Here is a 23,685-nt window from a genome sequence, read left to right on the forward strand (position 1 = left end):
GCCCACACCCGCCCCGCAGCCCCGCACAGGAGCTGCGGGGCTTTTTTAATGGACAACACGGGACGCCGACATGCTGCGCCTCAAAAATCTTGGCAGCGGCAGCTCGGGCAATGCCACCCTGATCGAGGGCAGCGATGGTCTGCATACACGGCGTTTACTGGTCGATTGCGGCCTGGGCATACGCCAGCTGGAGGCCCGCTTGGCAGAGGCCGGGCTGGCACTGGCCCAGATTGACGCCATCTTCATCACCCACGAGCATTCCGACCACATTGGTTGCGCCCGCTCGTTGGCACTGAAACACCGCATTCCCGTCTGGATGAGCCATGGCACCCATGTCGCCCTGGGCGCCCCCGACCTGGACGGCCTGTTGCGCACCGCACACGATCTGGAGCCCATTGATCTGGGCAGTTGGCAAGCAACCCCTTTCACGGTACCGCACGACGCCAGGGAGCCCCTGCAATTGCACTGCACCGATGGCGCCACACGCCTAGGGGTGCTGACGGATCTGGGGCACGCCAGCGCGCATGTCAAAGAGCAATTGGCAGGCTGCCACACTCTGATGCTGGAGGCCAACCACGATCCGCACATGCTGGAGGCATCGCGCTACCCAGCCTTCCTCAAGCGCCGCATCGGTGGCAAATACGGCCACCTGGCCAACAGCGCAGCGGCCGAACTGCTGTGCACCTTGCAACACCCCGGCTTAGCGTGTGTGATTGCGGCCCACCTCAGCGCACAGAACAATACCCCGGCATTGGCCCAGCAGGCGCTGGGGGCTGCATTGGGCTGGCCCACCGAGCGCATCACCGTGGCCAGCCCGGCCAATGGAACGCCCTGGATCACCGTCGGGGCCGCATAGCCACAAGGAGCTATTGAATGCACATGGGGCCGGAACAGCCAGGGCTTCCGAAAAAAGGACGCCCCAATGCAAAAGCCCCGCTTTTTTGCAAAAGCAGGGCTTTGGTGTGTGGTTCAAGCCGCCCCTTGCGGGAGGCTACGACCCCTCCACGAATTACTTGGCTTGCGAAGCAGCGCCGGTGGCAGCAGCGGCAGCAGTGTCAGCAGCAGCCTTGGCAGCGTCAGCAGCAGGAGCGGCTTCAGCGGAAGCAGCAGGAGCGGCTTCGGAGGCAGCAGGAGCGGCTTCAGAAGCGGCAGGTGCTGGAGCTGGAGCAGGTGCAGCCACGGGAGCTGGTGCTGGAGCGGGTTCTTCTTTTTTACCGCAAGCGGCCAGGGCAGCAGCAGCGATCAGGGCGGCCAGAACGACGGAGTTCTTCATTTCAAATTTCCTAGTTGGACAGACAAAAAGCTTGAAAAGCCACGGCGACCGGCCGGTTAAAGCCCTGGTACGCATTGGCGCAATGCACTTGAGGGTTGCACCATTTTCAGGCGCAGCCATAAATTATATTGGTATTTAGTCAATAGTGACTAACACTGAAAAAAGGTTTACGGCAAGTTGACATAGGCACAGATGCAACACCGCCGCGCGTGGCAGCCTCTCAGGCCAAGCCACAGCCTCTTGATTCGCGTCAAAGCCCCAGGGTGGTGGACGGAAAACCTGGGGAGCTCTTGCTGCGCACCCATTCGTTCAAAGACTCACGCACCAGAACGCGGCGGTCCGACTCGGGGCCCGCCACCCCCACGCACCGTTCTGGGTCAAGGCGCTGCATCACCCAGACAGGCGACCACAGCACGCTGGGCAAGTCCAGGGGGTCTGCCGAAGGGCTCTTGCGGCAAGTGATGATGTGGTCCCAGGTGCCACGCCACTGCACAAAGCGGGCATGGCGCCGGATGACCTCGTCGTAGTTCACCGCCAGCATGCTGAAACGGCGCCCACCCCGCGCCCAGGCCTGGAGCGACTCCACCACAGCACGCTCGCCCAGGGGCCAGTCGTGAAAGTGCGCATCACTGATCCAGATCTCAGGCCACCCCTCGCGCGCCGCCGTGGCAAAGGCATCGCGCACCATTTGCTGAAACGCCTCTCGCCCGCTGAACCGGCCTTCAGGCAAGCCAGACGGTGCGGGGGATGGGTTTGCGGGGTGGTCTGTGGCGGTCATTGGATGATCATGGGGTGGCTTCGTCGTCGGTGCAGGCGTGTGCCCAGCCGTCATCGCACCAGATGGACAGCAATTCCAGCGCATCGTCGCTGGCGCGCTGGATGTCTTTGGCACTGAGGTAGCGCTGGTTGGCCAAGCGGCGCATCAAGGTCGCGTCTTTGCCTGCTGCGCGGTAGCTTTCACCATTGATGAAGACATGCTGGGCGTCGTACATCATGCGGGTGCGGCGGTCCAGGCGCACCGCCTCCATCATGGCGCTTTTGGCACTGGCATCAAACCACACGCTGGGCTTGGGGTCTGTCAGGTACTCACCCAGCGCGCGCTCCAGGGCCAAAGGCTGCGACAAAGCACGCTCCAGCGCTTCGCGGGCAAAGGCCTGCAGAGTGGCGGGGATGGCGCCAGGCTCGGCCACGGCCTCTTGCTTGGCGTCGCGGTACATCTGCACCTGCTCATCGTCGGCCGCGTCTTCCGACAAACGCACCAGCAGCTCTTGCGCCAGCTCAGCACGGGCCGGAGAGCGAAAGCCGATGGAATACGTCATGCACTCGCCTTCGGCAATGCCGTCGTGCGCGTAGCGGGGCGGCAGGTACAGCATGTCGCCAGGCTCCAGCACAAACTCTTCCTCGGGCTCAAACTCGGCCAGCACCTTCAGGGGAATGCCCTCCTTGAGGGTCAGATCCTTCTGGCGGCCAATGCGCCAGTGGCGGCGGCCATGGGCTTGCAGCAGAAACACGTCGTAGCTGTCAAAGTGCGGCCCCACCCCGCCACCGTCGGTGGCGTAGCTGATCATGAGGTCGTCCAGCCGGGCCTCCGGCACAAAACGAAACTGCTGCATCAAGCGGTGCACAGCGTCGTCGTGCAAGTCCACGCCCTGCACCAGCAAAGTCCATTCGCGCTGGCTCAGTGCTGGCAGAGCTCGGCGCGAAAAGGGGCCGTGGCGCAGCTTCCAGCCACCCTTGACTTGCTGCACCAGACGGGACTCCACAGACTCTTGCGCCGCCAGCGCAAACATCTCAGCGCGCAGCACCGGGGGCTCAAAATTCGGGATCGCCTGGCGCACCAGCAAAGGCTTTTTGTGCCAATGGCGGCGCATGAACTGCTCGGGGGTGAGCCCGCCCAGCAGGGACAAAGGTTGTTGGATATCCATGAAAAGGCACCTGCCCCTGGCGGGGCTGTTGGTCAAACTGCGACAATTCTCCTATGGAAATTACCCAACAATGTGTGGTCGCACTGACCTGGACCCTCAAAGACACCCTCGGAGAAGAGCTGGACGTGCTGGATGAGCCGGTGGAGTTCCTGCTCGGCGGCAACGATCTTTTGCCCCGCATCGAAGAAGCCCTGCAAGGCCACAGCGCAGGCGCCAAGCTGGCGCTGCACCTGGAGCCTGAGGATGCCTTTGGCGACTTCAACGACCAATTGCTGTTTTTGGAGCCGCGCCAGCTGTTCCCGACCGAGATCGAGGAAGGCATGACCTTCGAGGGCTCCGCCCTGCCCGCTGAATGCAATCCGGCTGCGCCCCGCAGCGGCCTGTACACCGTGACCGAAATCTACCCCGAACATGTGGTGCTGGACGGCAACCACCCCCTGGCCGGCATTGCGCTGCGCCTGCAGCTGAAAGTGGAATCGGTGCGCGAAGCCACCGAAGAGGAAGTGGGCCGAGGCACCACAGGCACCGGCTTCTTCCGCATTGAAGCCCAAGCCCCCGGCAGTCAATTGCTGCACTGACCATGATCAGCACCCCACGCCCACCAGAGTGCAGTCGGAGTGGGTGCAGCAGCTGTCCGGATTACTGGCGAGAAATCTGCCCGTTGTAAAGGCGCACGCGGTCTCCGATGCGCAGGTCGCCCGGCGAACCCACGTCATACACGCGGTAGCCACCATGGTCCAACTGGACGGAAATTCGATAACCGTCCACATGGTCGCCAGAGCTGTTGCGGCCCTCAATGGCGTTGCCCGCCACGGCACCGCCGATCACCCCCACCGCAGTGGCGGCCGCGCGCCCACTGCCCTTGCCCACCTGGTTGCCCAGCAAACCACCCACCACGGCCCCCAGCACCGCGCCGCCACCCGAGGTCTGGCCAGAGCCACGGCTTTGCATCACCTCGATGTTGGATACCCGCCCAAACTCCGTACCACGGGGGTTGTTGTTCACGGGGTAGGACGGTGCGGCCCCTTGGTAACCACCGCCATAACCACCGCCGTAGTAAGGGTCGGGTCGGTTGTGGCCGCAGGCGGACAGGGCCAACACTGCGGCGATGGAGCAAGCCACGACGGCAGAGCGATTCAATTGGGGCATAAAAGGTCTCCTTGAGAGGATGTGCCGAGGACCCAGTGGATGGCAAGGGCCCCGCACGGGGGTCAGGTACGAATTACACCAACGCGCCAAGGATGCACCCCGTGCACAACCACCCCGATGAAGCGTCGGTAAAAAGCCCAACGAAACGTAAGCATGGACCGACACTGACACACAGGTTGCGCCGGCCGCAGTTCGCGACGATCAGGCCTTGCCTGTGGACCCGTACCCGCCAGCTCCGCGCTCGGTGGCCACAAAGTCCGTCACCACATTGAACTCGGCCTGCACCACGGGCACGATGACCATCTGGGCCAAGCGCTCCATGGGCTCGATGGTGAAGGCGACATCGCTGCGGTTCCAAGCACTGACCATCAACTGGCCCTGGTAGTCGCTGTCGATCAAGCCCACGAGGTTGCCCAACACAATGCCATGCTTGTGCCCCAGACCCGAGCGAGGCAGGATCAGCGCGGCGTATCCGGGGTCCTTCAGGTACACGGCGATGCCCGTGGGCACCAGTTGCCAGGCGTTGGGCTGCAGGGTCAAGGGGGCGTCCAGGCAGGCGCGCAAGTCCAGCCCCGCGCTGCCAGGGGTTGCGTAAGCCGGAAGTTGCTCGGCCATGCGTGGGTCCAGGATCTTGACGTCAATCTTCATAAGGTTCGCTCTCGAAATAAAACCAGGCCCAGTCCAACCAGAACCAGTGCCATAAAAAAACCTTCTGCGCTGGCATGGCCCGGCAGAAGGCGGTGCGTAGAAAAAGGATGGGGCGTGGTGCGGGAAGCTGGCGGGATTCTCAGCGCTTCAGGCGCCGGGCGATTTCGCCCACCAGTTGCTGGGCCAGGGCGCGCTTGGAGGCGCGCGGCAGTTCGCGGTGCCCCTGCGCATCCACCAGCAGCAAGGCATTGTCATCCTGCCCAAACGTGGCCGGGCCAATGTTGCCCACCAGCAGCGGCACGCCCTTGCGGGCGCGCTTGGCCGTGGCATGCGCCAGCAGGTCATGGCTTTCTGCGGCAAAGCCCACGCAATACAGCGCCCCCGACTGGGCCTGGGGCGACTGGGCCACGCGGGCGAGGATGTCGGGGTTCTCCACAAAATGCAGTGCAGGGGGTTGGCCCGAGCCGTCTTTCTTGATTTTCTCGGCCGACTGCGCCGCCACACGCCAATCGGCCACCGCCGCAGTTGCTATGAATACAGTAGCGCCTTGCGCCTGAGCCTCAACCGCTTGCAACATATTTTGTGCTGATTTCACATCCACGCGCCGCACCCCACGGGGGGTGGGCAAGTGCACGGGCCCGGCCACCAGGGTCACATCGGCCCCGGCCTCGCGCGCCGCGCGGGCAATGGCAAAACCCATTTTTCCGCTGGAGAGATTGGTAATGCCCCGCACCGGGTCAATGGCCTCAAACGTAGGGCCGGCGGTGATCAGCACCCTCTGTCCGGCCAGCACCTTGGGCGCAAAAAAGGCGATCAGCTCTTCCAGCAACTCACTGGGCTCCAGCATGCGCCCATCGCCCGTCTCGCCGCAGGCCTGGTCGCCATGGCCCACCCCCAGCACCGTGGCGCCGTCTGCTGCCACCTGGGCCAAGTTGCGCTGGGTGGCGGGGTGTGCCCACATCTCACGGTTCATGGCAGGTGCCAGCAGCAGAGGCACTCGGTCGGTGGGGCGGGCCAGGCACATCAGGCTCAGCAGTTCGTCCGCGCGGCCCTGCACCAGCCGCGCGATGAAATCGGCACTGCAAGGCGCAACCACGATGGCATCGGCCTCTCGGCTGAGGTTGATATGCGGCATGTTGTTGGGCTCACGGGCGTCCCACTGCGATCCGTACACGGGGCGGCCCGACAAGGCTTGCATGGTGACGGGCGTGATGAACTGCTCTGCAGCCTCGGTCATCACCACCTGCACGGTGGCCCCCGCTTTGATGAGCTGGCGGCAAAAATCGGCCGCCTTGTAGCAAGCCACGCCCCCACTCAGACCCAGAACAATGTGTTTGCCAGCAAGCTCATTCATGGGCACGAATTTAGCAGACCCCACGCACATGGTCTTGCACGGGCGCGCAGATGCCCGGCCCCAGGCCCCATCTATAATCCCAATTTCCCACCACCATAAAACGACATGACCAAATTTGTCTTCGTCACCGGCGGTGTGGTGTCTTCCCTCGGTAAGGGAATCGCCTCAGCCTCCCTTGCCGCGATCCTCGAATCGCGGGGACTCAAAGTCACCCTCATCAAGCTTGACCCCTACATCAACGTAGACCCAGGCACCATGTCCCCCTTCCAGCACGGCGAGGTCTTTGTGACCGACGACGGCGCAGAAACTGACTTGGACTTGGGCCACTACGAGCGTTTCATTGAAACGCGCATGAAGAAGTCCAACAACTTCACCACCGGCAAGATCTACCAGTCCGTGCTCGAAAAAGAGCGCCGTGGCGACTATCTGGGCAAGACCGTGCAGGTCATCCCGCACGTCACCAACGAAATCCAGGAATACATCAAGCGCGGCGCGGGCATTGGCACCGACGACGCGGTGGATGTGGCGATTTGCGAAGTGGGCGGCACTGTGGGCGACATCGAGTCGCTGCCGTTCCTCGAAGCCGTGCGCCAGTTGAGCCTCAAGCTGGGCCCGAACAACTCCGCCTTTGTGCACCTGACCTACCTGCCCTGGATTGCCACGGCCGGCGAGCTCAAGACCAAGCCCACCCAGCACACCGTGCAAGAGCTGCGCAAGATCGGCATCCAGCCCGACGCGCTGCTGTGCCGTGCGCAAAAGCAGGTGCCTGAAGAAGAGCGCGAGAAGATCTCGCTGTTCACCAACGTCCCTGAATGGGGTGTGATCAGCATGTGGGACGTGGACACCATCTACAAGGTGCCCCGCATGCTGCACGAGCAAGGCCTGGACGGCCTGATCTGCGACAAGCTGCGCCTGAACACCCCGCCCACCAGCCTCAAGCGCTGGGATGAGCTGGTGTATGAAACCGAACACCCTCGCGGCGAAGTCACCATTGCCATGGTGGGCAAGTACGTGGACCTGTCGGACAGCTACAAGTCCGTCAACGAGGCACTGCGCCATGCGGGCATGAAGAACCATGTGCGCGTGAAGATCGAGCACCTGGATTCCGAAACCATCGACAGCGCCAACGCCGCTGGCAAGCTGGCCAAGTACGACGCGGTTCTGGTGCCCGGCGGCTTCGGCAGCCGCGGTGTGGAAGGCAAGATCAGCACAGCCCAGTTTGCCCGTGAGCACAAGGTGCCTTACCTGGGCATCTGCCTGGGCATGCAAGTGGCCACCATCGAATACGCACGCCATGTGGCCGGGCTGGCGGATGCCAACAGCACCGAGTTCAACCCCACCACGCCCCACCCCGTGATTGCCTTGATCACCGAGTGGAAGGACGCAGACGGCACCATCAAGAAGCGCGACGAGAACTCGGACCTGGGCGGCACCATGCGCCTGGGCGCCCAAAGCTCGGATGTGTCCAAGGACACGCTGGCCCACAGCATCTACGGCGATGTGGTGACCGAACGCCACCGCCACCGCTACGAAGCCAACGTGAACTACCTGGACCAGCTGCGCAAGGCGGGCCTGGTGATTTCGGCCCTGACGCAGCGCGAGCAACTGACTGAGATCGTGGAACTGCCCAGCACCGTGCACCCCTGGTACATCGGCGTGCAGTTCCACCCTGAGTTCAAGTCCACCCCCTGGAACGGCCACCCGCTGTTCAACGCCTTCATCAAGGCGGCGGTGGAACACCAAAAGCAAGCGGCGAAAGCCTGAGGAAAACGGCCATGCAACTGTGCGGATTTGACGTTGGCCTTCAGCAGCGCTTTTTCCTGATCGCAGGTACTTGCTCCATCGAAGGCCTGGAGATGTCGCTCGACGTCGCGGGCCAGCTCAAGGAAGCCTGCACTGCGTTGGGCATTCCCTTGATCTACAAGGGCTCGTTCGACAAGGCCAACCGCTCATCTGGCACCAGCCAGCGCGGCGTGGGCATCGATGCGGGCCTGAAAATCCTCGATGAAGTGCGCCGCCAGTTGCAGTTGCCCATCCTGACCGATGTGCACGACACCTCCCACGTGGCCGAGGTGGCCAGCGTGGTCGATGTGCTGCAAACCCCCGCCTTCCTCTGCCGCCAGACGGATTTCATCCGCGCGGTGGCGCAAAGCGGCAAGCCGGTGAACATCAAGAAGGGCCAGTTCCTGGCGCCCTGGGACATGAAGAACGTCATCGACAAGGCCCGGGCTGCAGCGGCCGAAGTCGGTCTTTCGGAAGACCGCTTCCTGGCCTGCGAGCGCGGTGTGAGCTTTGGCTACAACAACCTCGTGGCCGACATGACCAGCCTGGCCGAGATGCGCAACTCCGGCGCCCCCGTGGTGTTTGACGTGACCCACTCGGTGCAAAAGCCCGGCGGCCTGGGCGCAGTGAGTGGCGGCGCCCGCGACATGGTGCCCGTGCTGGCACGCGCGGGTGTGGCTGCGGGCGTGGCCGGCCTCTTCATGGAAACCCACCCCAAGCCCGCCGAAGCCTGGTCGGACGGCCCCAACGCCGTGCCGCTCAAACACATGAAGGCGCTGCTGGAGACCTTGGTGGCGCTGGACGATGTCACCAAGAAAAACGGATTCCTCGAAAACAACTTTGGAGCCTGAGACATGAGCAGTGGTTACGTCATCGCATCCGTCACCGTCACCAACCCCACGCAGTACGAGGAGTACCGCAAGTGGAGCACCCTGGCCATGCAGGCCCACGGTGCCGAGGTGTGCGTGCGCGGCGGCAAAGTGGAAGTGCTGGAAGGCGACTGGAACCCCGGCCGCACCGTCATCCTGAAGTTCGCCAGCTTTGACGCAGCCCGCGCGTTCTACGACACGCCCGAGTACCAAAAGGCCAAGGCCGCACGCGAAGGTGCGGCCATCATGCGCATGGTGTGTGTCGAAGGCGTTTGATCGCCTTTGTACTTGATCGCTCTCTAATTGATAGCTGCTCGCGCTTACTAGATAAGCGCTAGAGCCCGATTTGATTTAAAACTTCTGCAAAAGGAAAACCATGAGTGCCATTGTTGACATCGTAGGTCGCGAAGTGCTGGACAGCCGCGGCAACCCCACTGTTGAATGCGACGTGCTGCTGGAATCTGGCGTGATGGGCCGCGCCGCCGTGCCCTCGGGCGCCTCCACCGGCAGCCGCGAAGCCATTGAACTGCGCGATGGCGACAAGAGCCGCTACCTGGGCAAGGGCGTGCTCAAGGCCGTGGAACACATCAACACCGAAATCAGCGAAGCCGTGCTGGGCCTGGATGCCTCCGAACAAGCCTTTCTGGACAAGACCCTGATCGACCTGGACGGCACCGAGAACAAGAGCCGCCTGGGCGCCAACGCCATGCTGGCCGTGTCCATGGCTGTGGCCCGCGCTGCGGCAGAAGAATCTGGCCTGCCCCTGTACCGCTACCTGGGCGGCATGGGCAGCATGCAGTTGCCTGTGCCTATGATGAACGTCATCAACGGTGGCGCACACGCCAACAACAGCCTGGACTTGCAAGAGTTCATGATCATCCCCGTGGGCGCCCCCACCTTCCGCGAAGCCCTGCGCTGGGGCGCGGAAGTGTTCCACGCCCTCAAGAAGATCCTGCACGACAAGGGCATCAGCACTGCCGTGGGCGACGAAGGCGGCTTTGCCCCTAGCGTCGAAAACCACGAAGCCGCCATCTTGCTGATCTTGCAAGCCATTGAAGCCGCTGGCTACACCGCAGGCGAGCAAATCGCCCTGGGCCTGGACTGCGCAGCCAGCGAGTTCTACAAGGACGGCCACTACGTGCTCGAAGGCGAAGGCGGCCTCAAGCTCACCGCCCAGCAATGGACGGACATGCTGGCATCGTGGTGCGACAAGTACCCCATCATCAGCATCGAAGACGGCATGCACGAAGGCGACTGGGATGGCTGGAAGATCCTGACCGACCGCCTGGGCAAGAACGTGCAGCTGGTGGGCGACGACCTGTTCGTGACCAACACGAAGATCCTGAAGGAAGGCATCGACAAGCACATCGCCAACTCGATCCTCATCAAGATCAACCAGATCGGCACGCTGACCGAAACGTTTGCCGCTATTGAAATGGCCAAGCGCGCGGGCTACACCGCCGTGATCTCGCACCGCTCAGGCGAAACCGAAGACAGCACCATTGCCGACATCGCTGTGGGCACCAATGCAGGCCAGATCAAGACCGGCTCGCTGTCGCGCTCGGATCGCATCGCCAAGTACAACCAGCTGCTGCGCATCGAAGAAGACCTGGGTGACATCGCCCACTACCCAGGCCGCGAAGCGTTCTACAACCTGCGTTGATGCCACCACGGGCGGTGCGCCGCAGTGCACCGCCCGACTGAACGACACCGACGGACCAAGTCCTCGACCCCTCGCACCCTTCACCGATTTCATGAGCACCCGCCTTGTCCCTGTGATCTTGCTGGCCTTGCTGGCCGCAGTGCACGCCCAGCTTTGGCTGGGGCGCGGCAGCTTGCCGCAGGTGGCAGCGATGCAGCAAAAGATCGAGGAGCAGAAAGCCGCCAATGCGCAGGTGCGCCAGACCAATGAGCGTCTGGCCTCTGAAGTCCATGACCTCAAGGAAGGCTTGGACATGGTGGAAGAAAAAGCCCGCAACGAGCTGGGTATGGTCAAGCCCAACGAGGTGTACGTTCAGTTCACGCCGCGCTGATCGCTCACAAGCCAGCGCGCCCCTCGGGTTGGCATCTGCCGGCCCCTCTCCTCACATGACCCTCCACATCCTGGGTGCCGCCCACACAGGCGCAGAAGCGCTCTGGCAGGCCTTGGCCGAGCGGCTGGGGCCATTGGCTGGGCACCTGCATACACCACCGGAGGCCCTGCCCGACGGGGCGACCGCCCTGACTCCACCCGCCCTGGTGGTGCTGATGGGTCTGGATTGGCCCTGCACCGCTGCGGAACAGCCCCAGCGCGCCGAACAGGATGCCCAGCTGCGCCAAGGGCTGGCATTGCGAGGCATCGCCTACCGCGTGTTGTACGGCCCTCTGGAACGCAGGTTGTCCAGTGTTTTGGCGGCACTGGACGAGAGCAAGACCAAATTGCCACAGCCCGCCTTGGCGGCATCGGCGGCCCTCTCGCCAGACGGTGAAAGCAACCCAGACACCCGAGCCAGGCTGCGCGCCTGGGGATGCGAGAAATGCAGCGATCCGGTGTGCGAGCACAGGCTCTTTACATCTTTGAAACTGACGCCAACGGTCTAGACGCAGCCTGCGCGCCTGACCCTAGGCACTCTCCTGGCTCACGCTGTGCCGAATGGACTTGAGCAGGATGACGATCTGATTGGAGGCAAACCGGTAACCACCGTTGAGGATAGCCACCACACGCTCCCACTCCCCCTGCTGGGCCAGCTCCACGATCTCGGCGGCTTGCTCGTGAAAGTAGCGGTGCCGCGCCAGCAGCATGGGGTATTCGGGGTGGTGGCCCAGCATTTCGCGCCCGACGCCGTGCAGCCAGCGGCCCAAGGCGCTGTAGTTGTCTCGCCGAATCACTGCGGGGTCCAGCCCTACCTGGGAGCGCCCTTCCAAATAGTCCATCAGCCGCGCTTTCCAGCGCTCATGGGCGTTGATGGCGGCATCCACATCCAGTTCGGCGGGCACCGAATCAACAGGGGGCGAGGCCAATGCCAGCGGGCCATCGGCTGGTGCGGTTGACGACACGGAATTCTGGGCCGACGCCCCCAAAAATCGGCGAAGAAAATCCATGGAAACCCTCCCTTATGGAGGCGAATCTTAGGTGAGGACTTGTCGCCAATGTGTCAACAATCGTCACACACAGGGAGCGATCTGCTGGGGCCTGCGACACGCCGCTGCCCGCCATCGGCCGCATTCAAGATGCGCGTTTTGGCAAAGAATCAGAAGCACAGCATCAGATCGGCGACCCAAGCAAGGGCGCCGCCGCCGTTACTGCACCCCTGAAGGTGCGGGCGGCTGGGCCACCGTGGGGGGCACAAAAATCTGGGCTGCATCCACGGCATCAAAGCGGTATTGCCGGCCGCAGAACTCGCAACCCACTTCGATCTCGTTGCGCTCTGCAAGGATGCTTTCGGCTTCTTCCGCCCCCAGGCTGCGCAGCATGTTGGCCACACGCTCGCGGCTGCAGGTGCAGGCAAAGCGGGGGCCAGATTCCCCTTGCAAGGGTTCAAAGCGCAGCAGTTTTTCTTCCCAGAACAGGCGCCGCAGGATGGTGTCCACATCCAGCGTCAGCAGCTCATCGCGCGTGAGGCTGGACGCCAGGTGCGCAATGCGGTTGTAGTCTTCGTTGTGGCCGATCTGGTCTTCGTTCTCACGGTGCGTCAGCCCCTGCGCCAGATTGCCTTCGCCCTTGAGCGGCATGCGCTGGATCAGCAGCCCAGCGGCCACCTGGCTGTTGGCAGCCAACACCAGCACCGTATCGAGCTGCTCGGACTGCAGCATGTAGTGCTGCAGCACGTCCGACAGGCGATCGAGCTTCTCGTGGTGGTCGCCATGCAAGGGCACCACGCCCTGGTAGGGCTGTTGGCCTGGGTGGCGGTCCTTGGGGTCCAGGGTGATGGCGCAGCGCCCGCCGCCGCCCACGTTCACCATCTGGCTCAACTTGGCGTCTGGCGATACCTCGCCATTGACGGTGGCGGTGGCACGCAGGCTCAGGTCCGACTGCACCTCGGCCACGGCCACCTTGACGGGGCCGTCACCAAAGACCTGCAGCACCAGCGCCCCATTGAACTTGATGTTGGACTGCATCAGCACACCCGCTGCAGCCATCTCGCCCAGCAGCTCCTGCACCGGGGCCGCATAGGCACCCGTGGCTGAGTTGCTGGCACGGCGCTGCAGCACATCGGTCCAGGCATCGGTCAGGCGCACGATCATGCCGCGCACAGGCAGGCCTTCAAAAAGAAACTTGTGGAGTTCAGACACTCAGGGATTCCAAAAAACGTAAAAAAAAGGAAACGCACAACCAGCGGGGCTGCCGCACGTCAGTCGATGCGGCGCAAGCCCGCTTTGAAGCGGCGGGCGTTTTCGATGTAGTGCAGCGCACTTTGGCGCAGCCCCTCGATCTGCTCGGGCGTCAGTTCGCGCACCGCCTTGGCAGGGCTGCCGATGATCATGGAGCCATCGGGAAACTCCTTGCCCTCGGTCACCAGGGCCCCGGCACCCACAAGGCAGTTCTTGCCGATCTTGGCGCCGTTGAGCACCACGGCGCCAATGCCGATCAGCGACTCGTCCCCGATCGTGCAGCCGTGCAGCATGACCTGGTGGCCCACCGTCACGCGCGCCCCCACCACCAGGGGTTTGCCAAAGTCGGCGTGCAGCACGCTGGCGTCCTGGATGTTGGTGCCCGCACCGATGGTGATGCTGTCGGTGTCGCCACGCACCACCGCACCAAACCACACGCTGGCGTCTTCACCCAGCGCCACCCGCCCCATCACCTGGGCACTGTCTGCCACCCAGGCCGATGCGGGCACCTGGGGGGCCACACCATCCAGTTCATACAAAGCCATGCCACACACTCCGGTTGAGGTAAGTTAAGAAACCCATCAAGAAACAAATGGCTGCCAATTGTTTACAAAGCGTGTGCAGTGCGCCAGGTGGCAGGGCCTAGAATTGTAAGGATGGAGCTTCGCCAACGTGCACTGCAGGTTTTACAGACTGCAGACCCATATCAAAAAGCGGCTGCAGCGCTAGATCTACAAGCGCAACTAGCTACACTTTCGATAGCAGACACATTCCCCACCGACACCGTGGACCCGGCCAGCTTGCCAGGCCACCCGGCCCGCCCTGCGCTGATGCGCCACACCGAAGTGGCCCGGCGCTCACCCGCCACGGCGCAAGGCCGAGCCATCCTGATCCACGCCATTGCGCACATTGAGTTCAACGCCATCAACCTGGCGCTGGACGCTGTATGGCGCTTTGACGCCATGCCCGCAGACTATTACCGGGACTGGGTGCAAGTGGCGGCAGAAGAAGCCATGCACTTTGGCCTGCTGCGCGACCACCTGCGGGCCCAGGGGCATGACTATGGCGACTTTCCCGCGCACCAGGGCCTGTGGACCATGTGCGAGAAAACCCAGCACGACATCGTCGCGCGCATGGCGCTGGTGCCCCGCACCATGGAAGCGCGAGGACTGGACGCCACCCCACAGATCCAGAACAAGCTGCGGCAAGTGGGCACGCCCGACGCCTTGCAAGCCGTGGAGATTTTGAACACCATCTTGCGCGACGAAGTCGGGCATGTCGCCATAGGCAACCATTGGTACCGCTGGCTGTGCGAGCGCCAAGGCCTGAACCCCGAGACGCACTACGCCGAACTGGTCAAAAAGTACGAGGCTCCCCGGCTCAAGCCCCCCTTCAACGACGCAGCCCGCCGCCAGGCCGGCTTCACCGAAGCAGAGTTGCAGTGGCTGCAACAAGGCTGACAAGCCTGTCGGAATTGCACGTTACCTACAATCCATGGCCCTGCCAGATGCCTTTCAAGAACCGTCCACCCGTGAGTAACTCACCATGTCCAACACACCAGCCCCTGCAGCAGCCTACCCTGCAAGCGCCACACCGGGGCAATCCGCTGTGGCCATGATTGCTCGCCAGGCCATCGTCAATGCGCAGCAAGCGGTCATTGGCTATGAGCTGTTCAACCGATCACGCACCGGCATTGGGCACACGGCGGCCACAGACGTCACCCTGGTGTTCACCGCGCTGTCGCACGCTGGCACCGAAGAGCTGGTGGGCAAGAAGCTGATTTTTGTGAACTGCACGCACGAAAGCTTGTCGGGCGGCCACCTGGAATTGCTGGACCCCGACAAGGTGGTGCTAGAGATCCCGCCCCTGGGCCATGCTGCCGCGCAGGAGGTGGAAACCCGCCTGCCCATCCTGATCGGCCTGCGCGAGCGCGGCTTCCACCTCGCGTTCAACCACACCGTGCTCGAATCGGCCTACGCGGCCTGGCTGCCCCTGGCGGACTACATCAAGCTGGACCTGTCGGTGCTGGCCGCGGACCAGCTGACCGTGCTCATCCGTTACGCAGCCCGCCACACCCAGGCGGAACTGATTGCCGAGAAAGTGGAGACCGCGCAGCAATACGACATGGTCTCCAGCCAAGGCGTGCAGTTGTTCCAGGGCTACTGGTTTGCACGCCCCTCGCTGGTCGAGACCAAGCTGCTGTCCCCCGCGCAGACCAGCATCGTGCAACTCATCAACCTGGTGCGCAAACAGGCCAGCACCGACGACATCGAAGAGGTGCTGAAGAAAGATGCGGGCCTGGCCTTCAACCTGATGCGCCTGATCAACTCTGCAGGCTTTGGGCTGAACCGCGAGATCACCTCCTTTCGCCAGGCCGTCATGCTGCTGGGGCTCAAAAAGCTGTTCCGCTGGGCGGCACTGCTGCTCACTGCCGCACGCACGGGCGGGGCACCCTCGTCTGTAGGCCAAACGGCCGTGGTGCGCGGCCGCTTGATGGAATTGCTGGCCCTGGAGAGCATGCCGGCGGAAGAAGCCGATCAGGCCTTCGTTGTGGGCATCTTCTCGCTGCTGGACGTGATGCTCTCCATCCCCATGGAATCGGCCCTGGGCCTGCTGACCGTGCCTGATGCCGTGGCCGCAGCCCTGTTGCGCCGCGAGGGCGTGCTGGGCGATCTGCTGACCCTGGCTGAAGCCTGTGAATCCAGCGACGACGCGGTGTTCCACAAGGCGGCAGGCACCCTGCACCTCACCAGCCAGCAAATCAACCTGGCCCACCTGCAGGCACTGGCCTGGGCCGATCAGATGGCCGACTGAGGAACGCTCCCTGCGCTCGGGTGTGTGCCTGGCGCCACCTGGTGCGGCCACAGGCGCATGGACCGGCCCGGCAGGCCCTAGAATCTTGTGCAGCGCTTTGCTCAACCTATTCTTTAGCCGCACCATGTCGAGTACCCCAGACCAAGACACCCCCGACGTCGAGACCGCAGCCCCACAGGAAGACGTTGATGCCAGCAACCTGGCGATCATTGCGCGCCAGGCCATCGTGGACCACAACCGCACGGTCTATGGCTACGAGCTGTTTGACCGCTCCACTGCCGCAGACGCCCACACGGCGGCCAGCGATGCAGCGCTGCTCTTCAACGCCCTGTCCTACGCAGGCACTGAGGCGCTGGTGGGTAAGAAGACCGTTTTCATCAACTGCACGCACGAGAGCCTGGCTGGCGGCCACCTGGAGTTGATCCACCCCGAGAAGGTGGTGCTGGAAGTGCCCCCCCTGCCCGACACGGCCACCCAAGAGGAGATCGACCAGCGCGTGCCCGCACTGCAGGCACTGTGCGAGCGCGGCTTTCGCCTGGCGCTGAACCAGAATGCGCTGCGCAAGCCGTACGCCAGCTGGATGCCTCTGGCCTCCTTCATCAAGCTGGACATGCAAGCTTTCAGAGCCGAGCTGGCCGGCCCGCTGGTGAAGTTTGCCAGCCAGTTTTCCAAAGCCACGCTGGTGGCAGAAAAAGTGGAGACGGCCGAGCAGTTCAAGCTCATGTCCGACCTGGGCGTGAAGCTGTTCCAGGGCTTCTGGTTTGCCAAGCCTTCGCTGGTCAAGGCCACCACCATCCGCCCCTCGCAGGCCACCATCATCCAACTCATCAACCTGGTGCGCAAACAGGCCGACACGAGCGAGATCGAAGACCTGCTCAAAAAGGACCCCACGCTGTCCTTCAACTTGCTGCGCTTCATCAACTCGTCGGGCTTTGGCTTGTCGTGCGAGGTGACCTCCTTCCGCCACGCAGTGATGATCCTGGGCCTGAAAAAGCTGTTCCGCTGGGCGGCGCTGCTCATGACCACCTCACGCGATGGAGCCCCACCCGCCGTGGGCCAGACTGCCGTGGTGCGCGGGCGCCTGATGGAGTTGCTGGCCGCCGAAATGCTGCCCGCCGAAGAGTGCGACAACGCATTCGTGGTGGGCGTGTTCTCGCTGCTGGACTCGATGCTCAACGTCACGATGGAGAAAGCCCTGGAATCGGTGGCCCTGCCCCAGCCCGTGACCGATGCGTTGCTGCACGGCACCGGCGTGTTTGCGCCGTTCCTGGCTCTGACCAAGGCCTGCGAAAGCGGCGACGACGCCATGTTTGCCAAGATGGCCGATGAGCTGCACCTGTCCAACCGCCAAGTGAACTGGGCCCATTTGCAGGCCCTGACCTGGGCCGAAAGCTTGAGCATGGACTGAGCGGTCGTCGGCATACCGATGACCCCATCAAAAAGGGCTCCCATGATGGAGCCCTTTTTGCATCTGCACCCAGTGCATCCAGCGCGCTCAGTGCATCGGCCTGGCTCAGTCCCCCTGGATGCGCGCCGCGCGGATGATGCGGGCGTTGTTCTCTGACTCTTGCGCAATCTGGCGGACAAAGTCGGCGGTGGTGCCACCGGTGGGCACGTTGTCGGTCGCGTCCAGCTTGGCGCGCAGGTCCGCCTGGGCCAGGGCCTTGTTCACCTCAGCATTCAGGCGCGCCACCACGGCAGCAGGTGTCTGCGCCGGGGCAAAAATGCCAAACAACGAGGACAGGTTGGCTGCCGGGTGCTTCAACTCGGCCAAGGTCGGCACCTCGGGGAGCGAATCGAGCCGCGCGGGCGCCCCCACCGCCAGCGGCTTGAGCTTGCCCGCCTTGATGTGCTGCAGCACCGTCGGGCCTGCATTGGTGGAGAGCACTTCAAACTGCCCGCCCAGCGCATCGTTCATCTGCTGGCCGCCGCCCTTGTAGGGGATGTGCGTGATCTGCACCTTGGCCACGGACTGGATCTGCTCCAGCATGATGTGCCCAAGGGATGCCTGGCCCGAGGTAGCCCAGCGCACACTGCCCGGCTGCGCCCGCGCCGCAGCCACCAGCGCATTGAAGTCAGCCGCCTTGCTGGCCGAGGTGCCCAGCAGCAGCACGGGCGAATACATCACGCTCACCACCGGGGCAATGTCTTTTTGCGGATCAAACGGAGACTTGCCCAGGTGCGGGTTCAGCGCCAGCGGGCTCACGGCCGCAAAGCCCAGTGTGTAGCCATCTGGCGCGGCCTTGGCCACCGCGTCCATACCCAGGCTACCACTGGCCCCGGCCTTGTTTTCGATCACCACGGGCGTGCCCAATTGCACCGCCAGCTTGTCGGCCAGGGCCCGCGCCACGTTGTCACTCACGCCCCCTGCGGGGTAGGCCACCACGATGCGAATGGGTTTGGCCGTGGGCCAGGCTTGGGCCGCAGCCCAGGTGCAAGCACCCAGAAGAAAAAGACCCGTCAACAGTTTTTTCATGGTCGGAGAACAGAGAAATAAAGGAAGCAAAAAACGAGAAATACCGCAGGCAGCACCAAACGCTCAACCGCGTGGATGGTGCTGTGCATGCAGCGCCTTGAGCCGTTCACGCGCCACATGGGTGTAGATGGTGGTGGTCGAGATATCGGCATGCCCCAGCAGCAACTGCACCACCCGCAAGTCGGCACCGTGGTTGAGCAAGTGGGTGGCAAACGCATGGCGCAGCGTGTGCGGAGACAGCGGCACGGTGATGCCCGCCACCTGCGCCCACTTTTTGACAATCACCCAGAACATCACGCGGGTCATGCCCTCGCCGCGCTGGGTCACAAACAGGTCCTCGGTCTGCTGCCCGCCCAGGATGGCGCCGCGCGCCTCCTGCAGGTAGCGCTGCAGCCAGCTGCGGGCTTCATCGCCAAAGGGCACAAGTCGCTCTTTGCTGCCCTTGCCCGTCACGCGCAGCACGCCTTCGTTCAGCCCCAATTGAAAGGTCTTGAGCGTGACCAGCTCCGTCACGCGCAGGCCGCTGGCGTACATCAGCTCCAGCATGGTGCGGTCGCGCAGGCCCAGGGGGTTGCCCAGGTCGGGGGCGTTCAGCAGCGACTCCACATGCGCTTGCGACAAGGTCTTGGGCACCCGCAGGGGCTGGCGGGCGGCCTGCAGGCGCAGTGTGGGGTCTTGGGTGATGCGCCGCTCACGCAGCGCCCAGTGAAAGTACCGGCGCAACACGGTGAGCCGCCGGTTGGCCGAGGTGGCCCGCGTCTGGTCGTGGCGCGCGGCAAAGTAGCCGTTCAGGTGCGCCTCTTCGGTGGCGTCCAGCGCCAGCGGGGGCTGCTGCTGCGCCAGCCATTGGGCATACAGCGTCAGGTCACGGCGGTAGGCCGCCAGGGTGTTGCGCGAAAGGCCGTCTTCCAGCCACAAGGCGTCTACAAAGGTATCGATGGCACTCAGGCTGTCTTCAAGCATCTGAAAACGATAGCACGCGAGGTGGACTGTCCCATGAAAAAAGCCGCGCGGGCCAGGCCAGCGCGGCTTTGTTGCAGAGGACCGATCAGTCGAGCGTCAGCTTCTGCTTGGCCACCACGTCCTTGTACACGCTGTACTCGGCCTTGATCTGCTCGGCAAACTGCTCGGGCGTGTTGCCCACCACGATAGAGCCGGTGTCTTCGATGCGCTTTCGCACGGCGGGGTCTTCCAGCGCCTTGCGCACCGCAGCATTCACCTTGTCCACCACCTCCTTGGGCAAACCCTTAGGGCCCAAGATGCCGTAGTAGGCCATGCGGTTCACGGGCTCCAGCCCCACCTCCTTGAAGGTGGGCACATTGGGCAAGGCCGCTACGCGCTGGGGCGCCGCCACCACGATGGGCACCAGGCGGTTTTCCTTGATGAAGGGCAGCGCCGAGGGCAGGTTGTCAAAAATCATCGGCACCTGGCCAGCCACCGTGTCGTTCAAGGCTGGGCCTGCACCGCGGTAGGGAATGTGGGTCACGAAGACGCCCGTCAGGCTCTTGTACAGCTCCATCTGCAGGTGGCCAATGCCCCCGGTGCCCGACGAAGAGTACGAGTACTTGCCCGCCGATTTCTTCAGCTCCGCGATGAAACCCTTGTAGTCCTTGGCCGGAAAGCTGGGGTGCACCGCAATGATGTTGGGCGTGGCCGCAATGTTCACGATGGGCGTGAAGTCGGTCAGCGGGTTGTAGGGCGTCTTGGGGTTAATGGCCGGGTTAGCGGCCGTGGTCGACACGGTGGCAATGCCCAGGGTGTAGCCATCGGGGGCCGACTTGGCCGTTTCGTTGGCGCCCACGATGCCACCGCCACCGGCCTTGTTTTCCACAATCACGCTCTGGCCCAGGGCCTTACCCAGCGGGTCGGCAATCACGCGGGCAATGATGTCGGTGGTGCCGCCGGGCGCAAACGGCACCTGCAGCTTGATGATCTTGTTGGGGTAGCCTTGTGCGGCTACAGATCCTGCAAAAGCAGCCAACGCCAGAGCGATACAGTTGCGACGATGCATGGCAATCCTTTTTGTAACTGCGTGACAACAATGTACGTCCCCCCATGAGAGGTGCACAAGCATTGTCGCACTCAGCATCACCCCTGGTGAGGAATTCCCCTCACGCAGGGTGATCTTTGCCGCATCGGTGATGGATGTCACGCTTTCCCGCAGGGAACAGCGCGGCAGTCTCGGGCATTGCCCGGTTTCAGGCAGGCACCATGGCATCCCAGAGGATTTTGGAGCACAGCAGCACGGAGAACACCAGGAACACGGCCTTCATGCGCGACGGCGACAGCGTCTTGGTGGCCCATGCGCCCATCATTCCGCCCACGGCACACCCCAGCAGCATGGGGATGCCTAGTTGGAAGTCGATCACGCCCCTGCTGGCGAAGGTACTGACCGAGGCCCCCACGACCAGCAGGTTGATGCGAGTCATGACCGAGGCGCTCTGCACGAAGCTGAGGCCAAAGAAATGCATGAGCGCGAAGATAAGGAAAGTACCGAAGCCCGCGCCGAAGAAGCCGGAATACACGCAAAGCGCGAATACGGCGGCCACTCCCTTGGCCGACATGTGCGGGCGGCCAGGGCCTGGCGCAGCGGCCTTCGCCGAGAGATCCGTGCGGTAGGTAATCCCTAGTACAGCCGCCATGAGCACGGCAACCAGGATCTTGAGCAGCCGCTCGTCCATGCCCGTGACCAGCAGCGAACCGCTCACGGAGCCGACCACGCACAACGGCCAGAGCACCCACGGCACGACCACCTCGGAGCGCTTGTCATGGCGGTGCACCAGTGCGCCCGTAGCGAAAGAGCCTATAAGCGCGAACTTAACGGTCGCGATCGCGGTGGCACCCGGATGCCCCAACAGCAGCAGCAGCGGCACACCCAGCGTGACACCGCCCCCGACCGTGACGGCGACGATGCCGACGATCCCCCCAACGCCTGCGAGGGCGGCGCTCCACAGCATCACCATGCGACAGATGTGGTGATGAACGGCGCAGGCCTGATGTCCAGGCGCAGACTTTCGGCCATGGGGACCGCAGTGGTCAGGCGGAAGCGGCCTAGGCAGCGCTGCAGCACTGCCATGCGCACTGCCACGCCATTAGCGGCCTGCCGAAAATAGTGATTAAACGGCGTGTCGTCCACCTCCTGCGGTAGTTCGCCGCCACGCGGAAGACAGTGCATCACCACTATGTCGCTACGCAGGCCCTGCAGCAGGCACAGATCCACACGGCAGCGCGCCAGTTGGGACTCGTAGGAGGCTGCGTCGCGGTACTGCTCGCGTTGGACACGCACGGCATAGAGCACGTCGATCTGCCCAAGCATGTCGGCGACGCTGGCATGTTCCTGCACTCCCGCTCCCGCGATCTGCGTCAGCGGAACGCACTCCTGCCGGGCCGCATCCACATCGCCCACCGCATCCACCACGTGGACCCGCACGTCGCGAAAGGCACGCAGCCCGGCAAGCAACGATTTAGCGGCACGCGAATAGCGCAGCCCCCCGGAAATACCTACCCGCAGGCCGTCCAGCGTGCCGAAATGCTTACGCATGGTGAACAGGTCGATCAGCGTCTGCGTGGGATGGTGGTGCAGACCCTCTCCCGCGTTCACAACCGGCACGTCTAGTGCACGGGCCATCTGTTCGACCATACCGTCCTGCGAATGCCGAGCCACGACGATGTCTGCGTAGTAGCCCGCCATGCGCAGGGTGTCGGGAGCGCTCTCGCCCAGGCCAATACGGGTGCTCTGCATGTCGCCCATGCTGAGTACCTTGGCACCCAGCCGGTGGGCAGCGGCTTCGAAGCTCAAGCGGGTGCGGGTGCGGGTGCTGGGCTCGAAGAACGCGGTGCACACCAGCGCGCCGGCGAGACTGTAGGCGAACTCGCTGGGATGCATGCGGATATCCTCGGTCACATCCAGCAGGTTTTCGATATCCCCGCGGGACCAGTCGTCAAGCGAAACAAGGTTCTGGTGCCCCGCCCTGAGGGAGGGGGTACGGGGACGCCCATCAACGGGCGGAGGGCGGTTGCACTGAGACATAGAAACAAATTTTTGGGCGGACGGGCTGGTTTTCTGATTCAATTTTCATTCCGAGGCCTCCATAAGAGAAGTTTGTCTTTCTTATACAAAACATAAAAATTATTTTGGAAAAAACCATTGATCTAGAGCAGCTCCGAACCTTCGCACTGGTACTCGAGCTGGGGAGCTTTTCAGCGGCGGCAGAACGACTGGGACTCACCCAACCCGCCGTCAGTGTCCAAGTCAAGAAGCTCGAGCGCGCACTGTCCGTGCGGCTGGTAGAACGCGTGGGGCGGCGCGTGAGCGCCACGTCGGCAGGCACAGATCTGCTTGCACAGGTGCCCCATGTCGCGACAGCAGTGGCCAATGCAGTGAACGCCGCGACTTTCCACGCGGCGGGGGTCTCGGGCACGGTGCGGCTGGGCACGGGCCTTACGCCCTGCCTCTATTTCCTGCCCGCGGTGCTGCACGGTCTGCGCAAGCGCTATCCCTCGCTGCAAATTGTCGTGAGCACGGGCAACACAGAGGATTACGTGCGGCAAATCGAAGGCAACATCGTCGATGTAGCACTCGTCACACTGCCCGTGCATTCGCGGGCAATTGCTGCAACACCAGTGCTCGAAGACGACTTCGTGGCCATCTGCCGTCGCGGCTCCTGCCAGTGGCCCGATGCAGTGACTGCTGAAATGCTGAGCGAGCAGCCCTTGGTGAAGCTGGGTACAGGCACCACCACCCGCACGCTGGTGGACGAATGGCTGCGGCAGGGCATGGGCCCGCTGCGCCCGCCCGCGATGGAGTTCGACAGCGTGGAAGCCATCAAGGCCATGGTCGCGGCGGGCCTTGGCTGCGCCGTGCTGCCACGGATGGCCGTGACCGGCCCAGGCAAGCACAAGGACCTGGAGATGCGGCCACTCGAACCACGGCTGCGCCGCACCCTGGCCGTCATCATGCGACAAGACAAACCGGTGAACCGGAGCCTCAAAAAAGTGCTGGAGGCCATCACGGACGGCACCCGCGTCTTCAAGCCCAAGGACTGACCCACCCACTCGCCGCCGTGCCCATACGTGGCCGTGCA

26 protein-coding genes are annotated in these 23,685 nt (G+C 63.3%); 12 read left to right on the forward strand and 14 right to left on the reverse strand.

The features are described from left to right. Positions 1–70 precede the first annotated feature (70 nt). Positions 71–856: an MBL fold metallo-hydrolase gene (locus tag C8C98_RS02475; protein ID WP_121452995.1), complete on the forward strand. Its 786-nt coding sequence runs from the start codon at positions 71–73 to the stop codon at positions 854–856. A 153-nt stretch (positions 857–1,009) separates the two neighbouring features. Here C8C98_RS02475 and C8C98_RS02480 read toward each other — a convergent pair whose 3' ends face one another. The 3 genes from C8C98_RS02480 to C8C98_RS02490 all read right to left on the reverse strand — a co-directional run bounded on the left by C8C98_RS02480 (position 1,010) and on the right by C8C98_RS02490 (position 3,198). Further along, positions 1,010–1,273, reverse strand: coding sequence for a hypothetical protein (locus tag C8C98_RS02480; protein WP_121452996.1), 264 nt, complete (start codon positions 1,271–1,273; stop codon positions 1,010–1,012). Between the two features lie 250 nt (positions 1,274–1,523). Continuing rightward, positions 1,524–2,051 (reverse strand): hypothetical protein, encoded by a 528-nt coding sequence (locus C8C98_RS02485; protein WP_121452997.1) that lies wholly within the window; start codon positions 2,049–2,051, stop codon positions 1,524–1,526. A gap of 7 nt (positions 2,052–2,058) precedes the next feature. Then, positions 2,059–3,198: a cupin domain-containing protein gene (locus C8C98_RS02490; RefSeq protein WP_121452998.1), complete on the reverse strand. Its 1,140-nt coding sequence runs from the start codon at positions 3,196–3,198 to the stop codon at positions 2,059–2,061. Between the two features lie 53 nt (positions 3,199–3,251). Here C8C98_RS02490 and C8C98_RS02495 point away from each other — a divergent pair, with 53 nt between their 5' ends. Then, complete coding sequence (locus C8C98_RS02495) at positions 3,252–3,776, forward strand: peptidylprolyl isomerase (RefSeq protein WP_121452999.1); 525 nt, start codon at positions 3,252–3,254, stop codon at positions 3,774–3,776. A 61-nt stretch (positions 3,777–3,837) separates the two neighbouring features. Here C8C98_RS02495 and C8C98_RS02500 read toward each other — a convergent pair whose 3' ends face one another. From C8C98_RS02500 to coaBC, 3 genes are all read right to left on the reverse strand, one after another. Continuing rightward, positions 3,838–4,347, reverse strand: a complete 510-nt coding sequence (locus tag C8C98_RS02500; RefSeq protein ID WP_121453000.1) for a glycine zipper 2TM domain-containing protein — start codon at positions 4,345–4,347, stop codon at positions 3,838–3,840. Between the two features lie 201 nt (positions 4,348–4,548). Then, positions 4,549–4,995 (reverse strand): dUTP diphosphatase, encoded by a 447-nt coding sequence (dut, locus tag C8C98_RS02505; protein WP_099656336.1) that lies wholly within the window; start codon positions 4,993–4,995, stop codon positions 4,549–4,551. Between the two features lie 139 nt (positions 4,996–5,134). After that, positions 5,135–6,349 carry a bifunctional phosphopantothenoylcysteine decarboxylase/phosphopantothenate--cysteine ligase CoaBC gene (coaBC, locus tag C8C98_RS02510; protein WP_121453001.1) on the reverse strand — a complete coding sequence of 405 codons (1,215 nt, stop codon included), beginning with the start codon at positions 6,347–6,349 and terminating at the stop codon, positions 5,135–5,137. Positions 6,350–6,454: 105 nt separating this feature from the next. Here coaBC and C8C98_RS02515 point away from each other — a divergent pair, with 105 nt between their 5' ends. The 6 genes from C8C98_RS02515 (at position 6,455) to C8C98_RS02540 (ending at position 11,580) form a co-directional block, all read left to right on the forward strand. Beyond that, complete coding sequence (locus C8C98_RS02515; protein ID WP_121453002.1) at positions 6,455–8,113, forward strand: CTP synthase; 1,659 nt, start codon at positions 6,455–6,457, stop codon at positions 8,111–8,113. An 11-nt stretch (positions 8,114–8,124) separates the two neighbouring features. Beyond that, on the forward strand, positions 8,125–8,982 hold the full coding sequence (kdsA, locus tag C8C98_RS02520; RefSeq protein ID WP_121453003.1) for a 3-deoxy-8-phosphooctulonate synthase: 858 nt from the start codon (positions 8,125–8,127) through the stop codon (positions 8,980–8,982). A gap of 3 nt (positions 8,983–8,985) precedes the next feature. After that, positions 8,986–9,276, forward strand: coding sequence for a DUF1330 domain-containing protein (locus tag C8C98_RS02525; RefSeq protein ID WP_056173684.1), 291 nt, complete (start codon positions 8,986–8,988; stop codon positions 9,274–9,276). Positions 9,277–9,376: 100 nt separating this feature from the next. Then, entirely contained in the window at positions 9,377–10,663 is a 1,287-nt protein-coding gene (eno, locus tag C8C98_RS02530; RefSeq protein ID WP_121453004.1) for a phosphopyruvate hydratase, read from the forward strand. 91 nt (positions 10,664–10,754) lie between these two features. Next, complete coding sequence (locus tag C8C98_RS02535) at positions 10,755–11,033, forward strand: septum formation initiator family protein (RefSeq protein ID WP_121453005.1); 279 nt, start codon at positions 10,755–10,757, stop codon at positions 11,031–11,033. A gap of 55 nt (positions 11,034–11,088) precedes the next feature. After that, entirely contained in the window at positions 11,089–11,580 is a 492-nt protein-coding gene (locus C8C98_RS02540; RefSeq protein ID WP_121453006.1) for a hypothetical protein, read from the forward strand. Between the two features lie 21 nt (positions 11,581–11,601). Here the strand turns inward: C8C98_RS02540 and C8C98_RS02545 are convergent, their stop codons facing one another. The 3 genes from C8C98_RS02545 to C8C98_RS02555 form a co-directional block, all read right to left on the reverse strand. Then, positions 11,602–12,081 (reverse strand): CZB domain-containing protein, encoded by a 480-nt coding sequence (locus tag C8C98_RS02545; protein ID WP_121453007.1) that lies wholly within the window; start codon positions 12,079–12,081, stop codon positions 11,602–11,604. 198 nt (positions 12,082–12,279) lie between these two features. Beyond that, a complete protein-coding gene (locus C8C98_RS02550) occupies positions 12,280–13,272 on the reverse strand; it encodes an Hsp33 family molecular chaperone HslO (protein WP_121453008.1) in 993 nt (330 codons plus the stop codon). A 59-nt stretch (positions 13,273–13,331) separates the two neighbouring features. Then, positions 13,332–13,856, reverse strand: a complete 525-nt coding sequence (locus C8C98_RS02555) for a gamma carbonic anhydrase family protein (protein ID WP_121453009.1) — start codon at positions 13,854–13,856, stop codon at positions 13,332–13,334. A gap of 111 nt (positions 13,857–13,967) precedes the next feature. Between C8C98_RS02555 and C8C98_RS02560 the strand changes: the two genes are divergently transcribed. The 3 genes from C8C98_RS02560 (at position 13,968) to C8C98_RS02570 (ending at position 17,533) form a co-directional block, all read left to right on the forward strand. Further along, positions 13,968–14,771 carry a ferritin-like domain-containing protein gene (locus tag C8C98_RS02560; RefSeq protein WP_121453010.1) on the forward strand — a complete coding sequence of 268 codons (804 nt, stop codon included), beginning with the start codon at positions 13,968–13,970 and terminating at the stop codon, positions 14,769–14,771. Between the two features lie 85 nt (positions 14,772–14,856). Next, positions 14,857–16,125, forward strand: coding sequence for an EAL and HDOD domain-containing protein (locus C8C98_RS02565; protein ID WP_099656347.1), 1,269 nt, complete (start codon positions 14,857–14,859; stop codon positions 16,123–16,125). A 124-nt stretch (positions 16,126–16,249) separates the two neighbouring features. Further along, positions 16,250–17,533 carry an EAL and HDOD domain-containing protein gene (locus C8C98_RS02570; RefSeq protein ID WP_121453011.1) on the forward strand — a complete coding sequence of 428 codons (1,284 nt, stop codon included), beginning with the start codon at positions 16,250–16,252 and terminating at the stop codon, positions 17,531–17,533. A gap of 105 nt (positions 17,534–17,638) precedes the next feature. Here C8C98_RS02570 and C8C98_RS02575 read toward each other — a convergent pair whose 3' ends face one another. From C8C98_RS02575 to pyrB, 5 genes are all read right to left on the reverse strand, one after another. Next, complete coding sequence (locus C8C98_RS02575) at positions 17,639–18,601, reverse strand: tripartite tricarboxylate transporter substrate binding protein (RefSeq protein ID WP_121453012.1); 963 nt, start codon at positions 18,599–18,601, stop codon at positions 17,639–17,641. A gap of 63 nt (positions 18,602–18,664) precedes the next feature. After that, a complete protein-coding gene (gene xerD, locus C8C98_RS02580; protein WP_121453013.1) occupies positions 18,665–19,564 on the reverse strand; it encodes a site-specific tyrosine recombinase XerD in 900 nt (299 codons plus the stop codon). Positions 19,565–19,649: 85 nt separating this feature from the next. Beyond that, positions 19,650–20,612, reverse strand: a complete 963-nt coding sequence (locus tag C8C98_RS02585; RefSeq protein WP_121453014.1) for a tripartite tricarboxylate transporter substrate binding protein BugE — start codon at positions 20,610–20,612, stop codon at positions 19,650–19,652. 187 nt (positions 20,613–20,799) lie between these two features. Next, positions 20,800–21,564 (reverse strand): sulfite exporter TauE/SafE family protein, encoded by a 765-nt coding sequence (locus tag C8C98_RS02590; RefSeq protein ID WP_121453015.1) that lies wholly within the window; start codon positions 21,562–21,564, stop codon positions 20,800–20,802. Further along, a complete protein-coding gene (gene pyrB, locus C8C98_RS02595) occupies positions 21,558–22,673 on the reverse strand; it encodes an aspartate carbamoyltransferase (RefSeq protein ID WP_233574428.1) in 1,116 nt (371 codons plus the stop codon). The genes C8C98_RS02590 and pyrB overlap by 7 nt, the downstream gene beginning before the upstream one ends. A gap of 62 nt (positions 22,674–22,735) precedes the next feature. Between pyrB and C8C98_RS02600 the strand changes: the two genes are divergently transcribed. Then, positions 22,736–23,647, forward strand: coding sequence for a LysR family transcriptional regulator (locus C8C98_RS02600; RefSeq protein ID WP_121453017.1), 912 nt, complete (start codon positions 22,736–22,738; stop codon positions 23,645–23,647). Positions 23,648–23,685 lie beyond the last annotated feature (38 nt).

The organism is Acidovorax sp. 106, from assembly GCF_003663825.1.
Taxonomy (GTDB): Bacteria; Pseudomonadota; Gammaproteobacteria; order Burkholderiales; family Burkholderiaceae_C; genus Acidovorax.

What these genes read in the sequence shown, in the direction of transcription:
- C8C98_RS02475 (WP_121452995.1), top strand. Translation starts at nt 71, where the DNA reads ATGCTGCGCCTCAAAAATCTTGGCAGCGGCAGCTCGGGCAATGCCACC.
- C8C98_RS02480 (WP_121452996.1), bottom strand. Translation starts at nt 1,273, where the DNA reads ATGAAGAACTCCGTCGTTCTGGCCGCCCTGATCGCTGCTGCTGCCCTG.
- C8C98_RS02485 (WP_121452997.1), bottom strand. Translation starts at nt 2,051, where the DNA reads ATGACCGCCACAGACCACCCCGCAAACCCATCCCCCGCACCGTCTGGC.
- C8C98_RS02490 (WP_121452998.1), bottom strand. Translation starts at nt 3,198, where the DNA reads ATGGATATCCAACAACCTTTGTCCCTGCTGGGCGGGCTCACCCCCGAG.
- C8C98_RS02495 (WP_121452999.1), top strand. Translation starts at nt 3,252, where the DNA reads ATGGAAATTACCCAACAATGTGTGGTCGCACTGACCTGGACCCTCAAA.
- C8C98_RS02500 (WP_121453000.1), bottom strand. Translation starts at nt 4,347, where the DNA reads ATGCCCCAATTGAATCGCTCTGCCGTCGTGGCTTGCTCCATCGCCGCA.
- dut (WP_099656336.1), bottom strand. Translation starts at nt 4,995, where the DNA reads ATGAAGATTGACGTCAAGATCCTGGACCCACGCATGGCCGAGCAACTT.
- coaBC (WP_121453001.1), bottom strand. Translation starts at nt 6,349, where the DNA reads ATGAATGAGCTTGCTGGCAAACACATTGTTCTGGGTCTGAGTGGGGGC.
- C8C98_RS02515 (WP_121453002.1), top strand. Translation starts at nt 6,455, where the DNA reads ATGACCAAATTTGTCTTCGTCACCGGCGGTGTGGTGTCTTCCCTCGGT.
- kdsA (WP_121453003.1), top strand. Translation starts at nt 8,125, where the DNA reads ATGCAACTGTGCGGATTTGACGTTGGCCTTCAGCAGCGCTTTTTCCTG.
- C8C98_RS02525 (WP_056173684.1), top strand. Translation starts at nt 8,986, where the DNA reads ATGAGCAGTGGTTACGTCATCGCATCCGTCACCGTCACCAACCCCACG.
- eno (WP_121453004.1), top strand. Translation starts at nt 9,377, where the DNA reads ATGAGTGCCATTGTTGACATCGTAGGTCGCGAAGTGCTGGACAGCCGC.
- C8C98_RS02535 (WP_121453005.1), top strand. Translation starts at nt 10,755, where the DNA reads ATGAGCACCCGCCTTGTCCCTGTGATCTTGCTGGCCTTGCTGGCCGCA.
- C8C98_RS02540 (WP_121453006.1), top strand. Translation starts at nt 11,089, where the DNA reads ATGACCCTCCACATCCTGGGTGCCGCCCACACAGGCGCAGAAGCGCTC.
- C8C98_RS02545 (WP_121453007.1), bottom strand. Translation starts at nt 12,081, where the DNA reads ATGGATTTTCTTCGCCGATTTTTGGGGGCGTCGGCCCAGAATTCCGTG.
- C8C98_RS02555 (WP_121453009.1), bottom strand. Translation starts at nt 13,856, where the DNA reads ATGGCTTTGTATGAACTGGATGGTGTGGCCCCCCAGGTGCCCGCATCG.
- C8C98_RS02560 (WP_121453010.1), top strand. Translation starts at nt 13,968, where the DNA reads ATGGAGCTTCGCCAACGTGCACTGCAGGTTTTACAGACTGCAGACCCA.
- C8C98_RS02565 (WP_099656347.1), top strand. Translation starts at nt 14,857, where the DNA reads ATGTCCAACACACCAGCCCCTGCAGCAGCCTACCCTGCAAGCGCCACA.
- C8C98_RS02570 (WP_121453011.1), top strand. Translation starts at nt 16,250, where the DNA reads ATGTCGAGTACCCCAGACCAAGACACCCCCGACGTCGAGACCGCAGCC.
- C8C98_RS02575 (WP_121453012.1), bottom strand. Translation starts at nt 18,601, where the DNA reads ATGAAAAAACTGTTGACGGGTCTTTTTCTTCTGGGTGCTTGCACCTGG.
- xerD (WP_121453013.1), bottom strand. Translation starts at nt 19,564, where the DNA reads ATGCTTGAAGACAGCCTGAGTGCCATCGATACCTTTGTAGACGCCTTG.
- C8C98_RS02585 (WP_121453014.1), bottom strand. Translation starts at nt 20,612, where the DNA reads ATGCATCGTCGCAACTGTATCGCTCTGGCGTTGGCTGCTTTTGCAGGA.
- C8C98_RS02590 (WP_121453015.1), bottom strand. Translation starts at nt 21,564, where the DNA reads ATGGTGATGCTGTGGAGCGCCGCCCTCGCAGGCGTTGGGGGGATCGTC.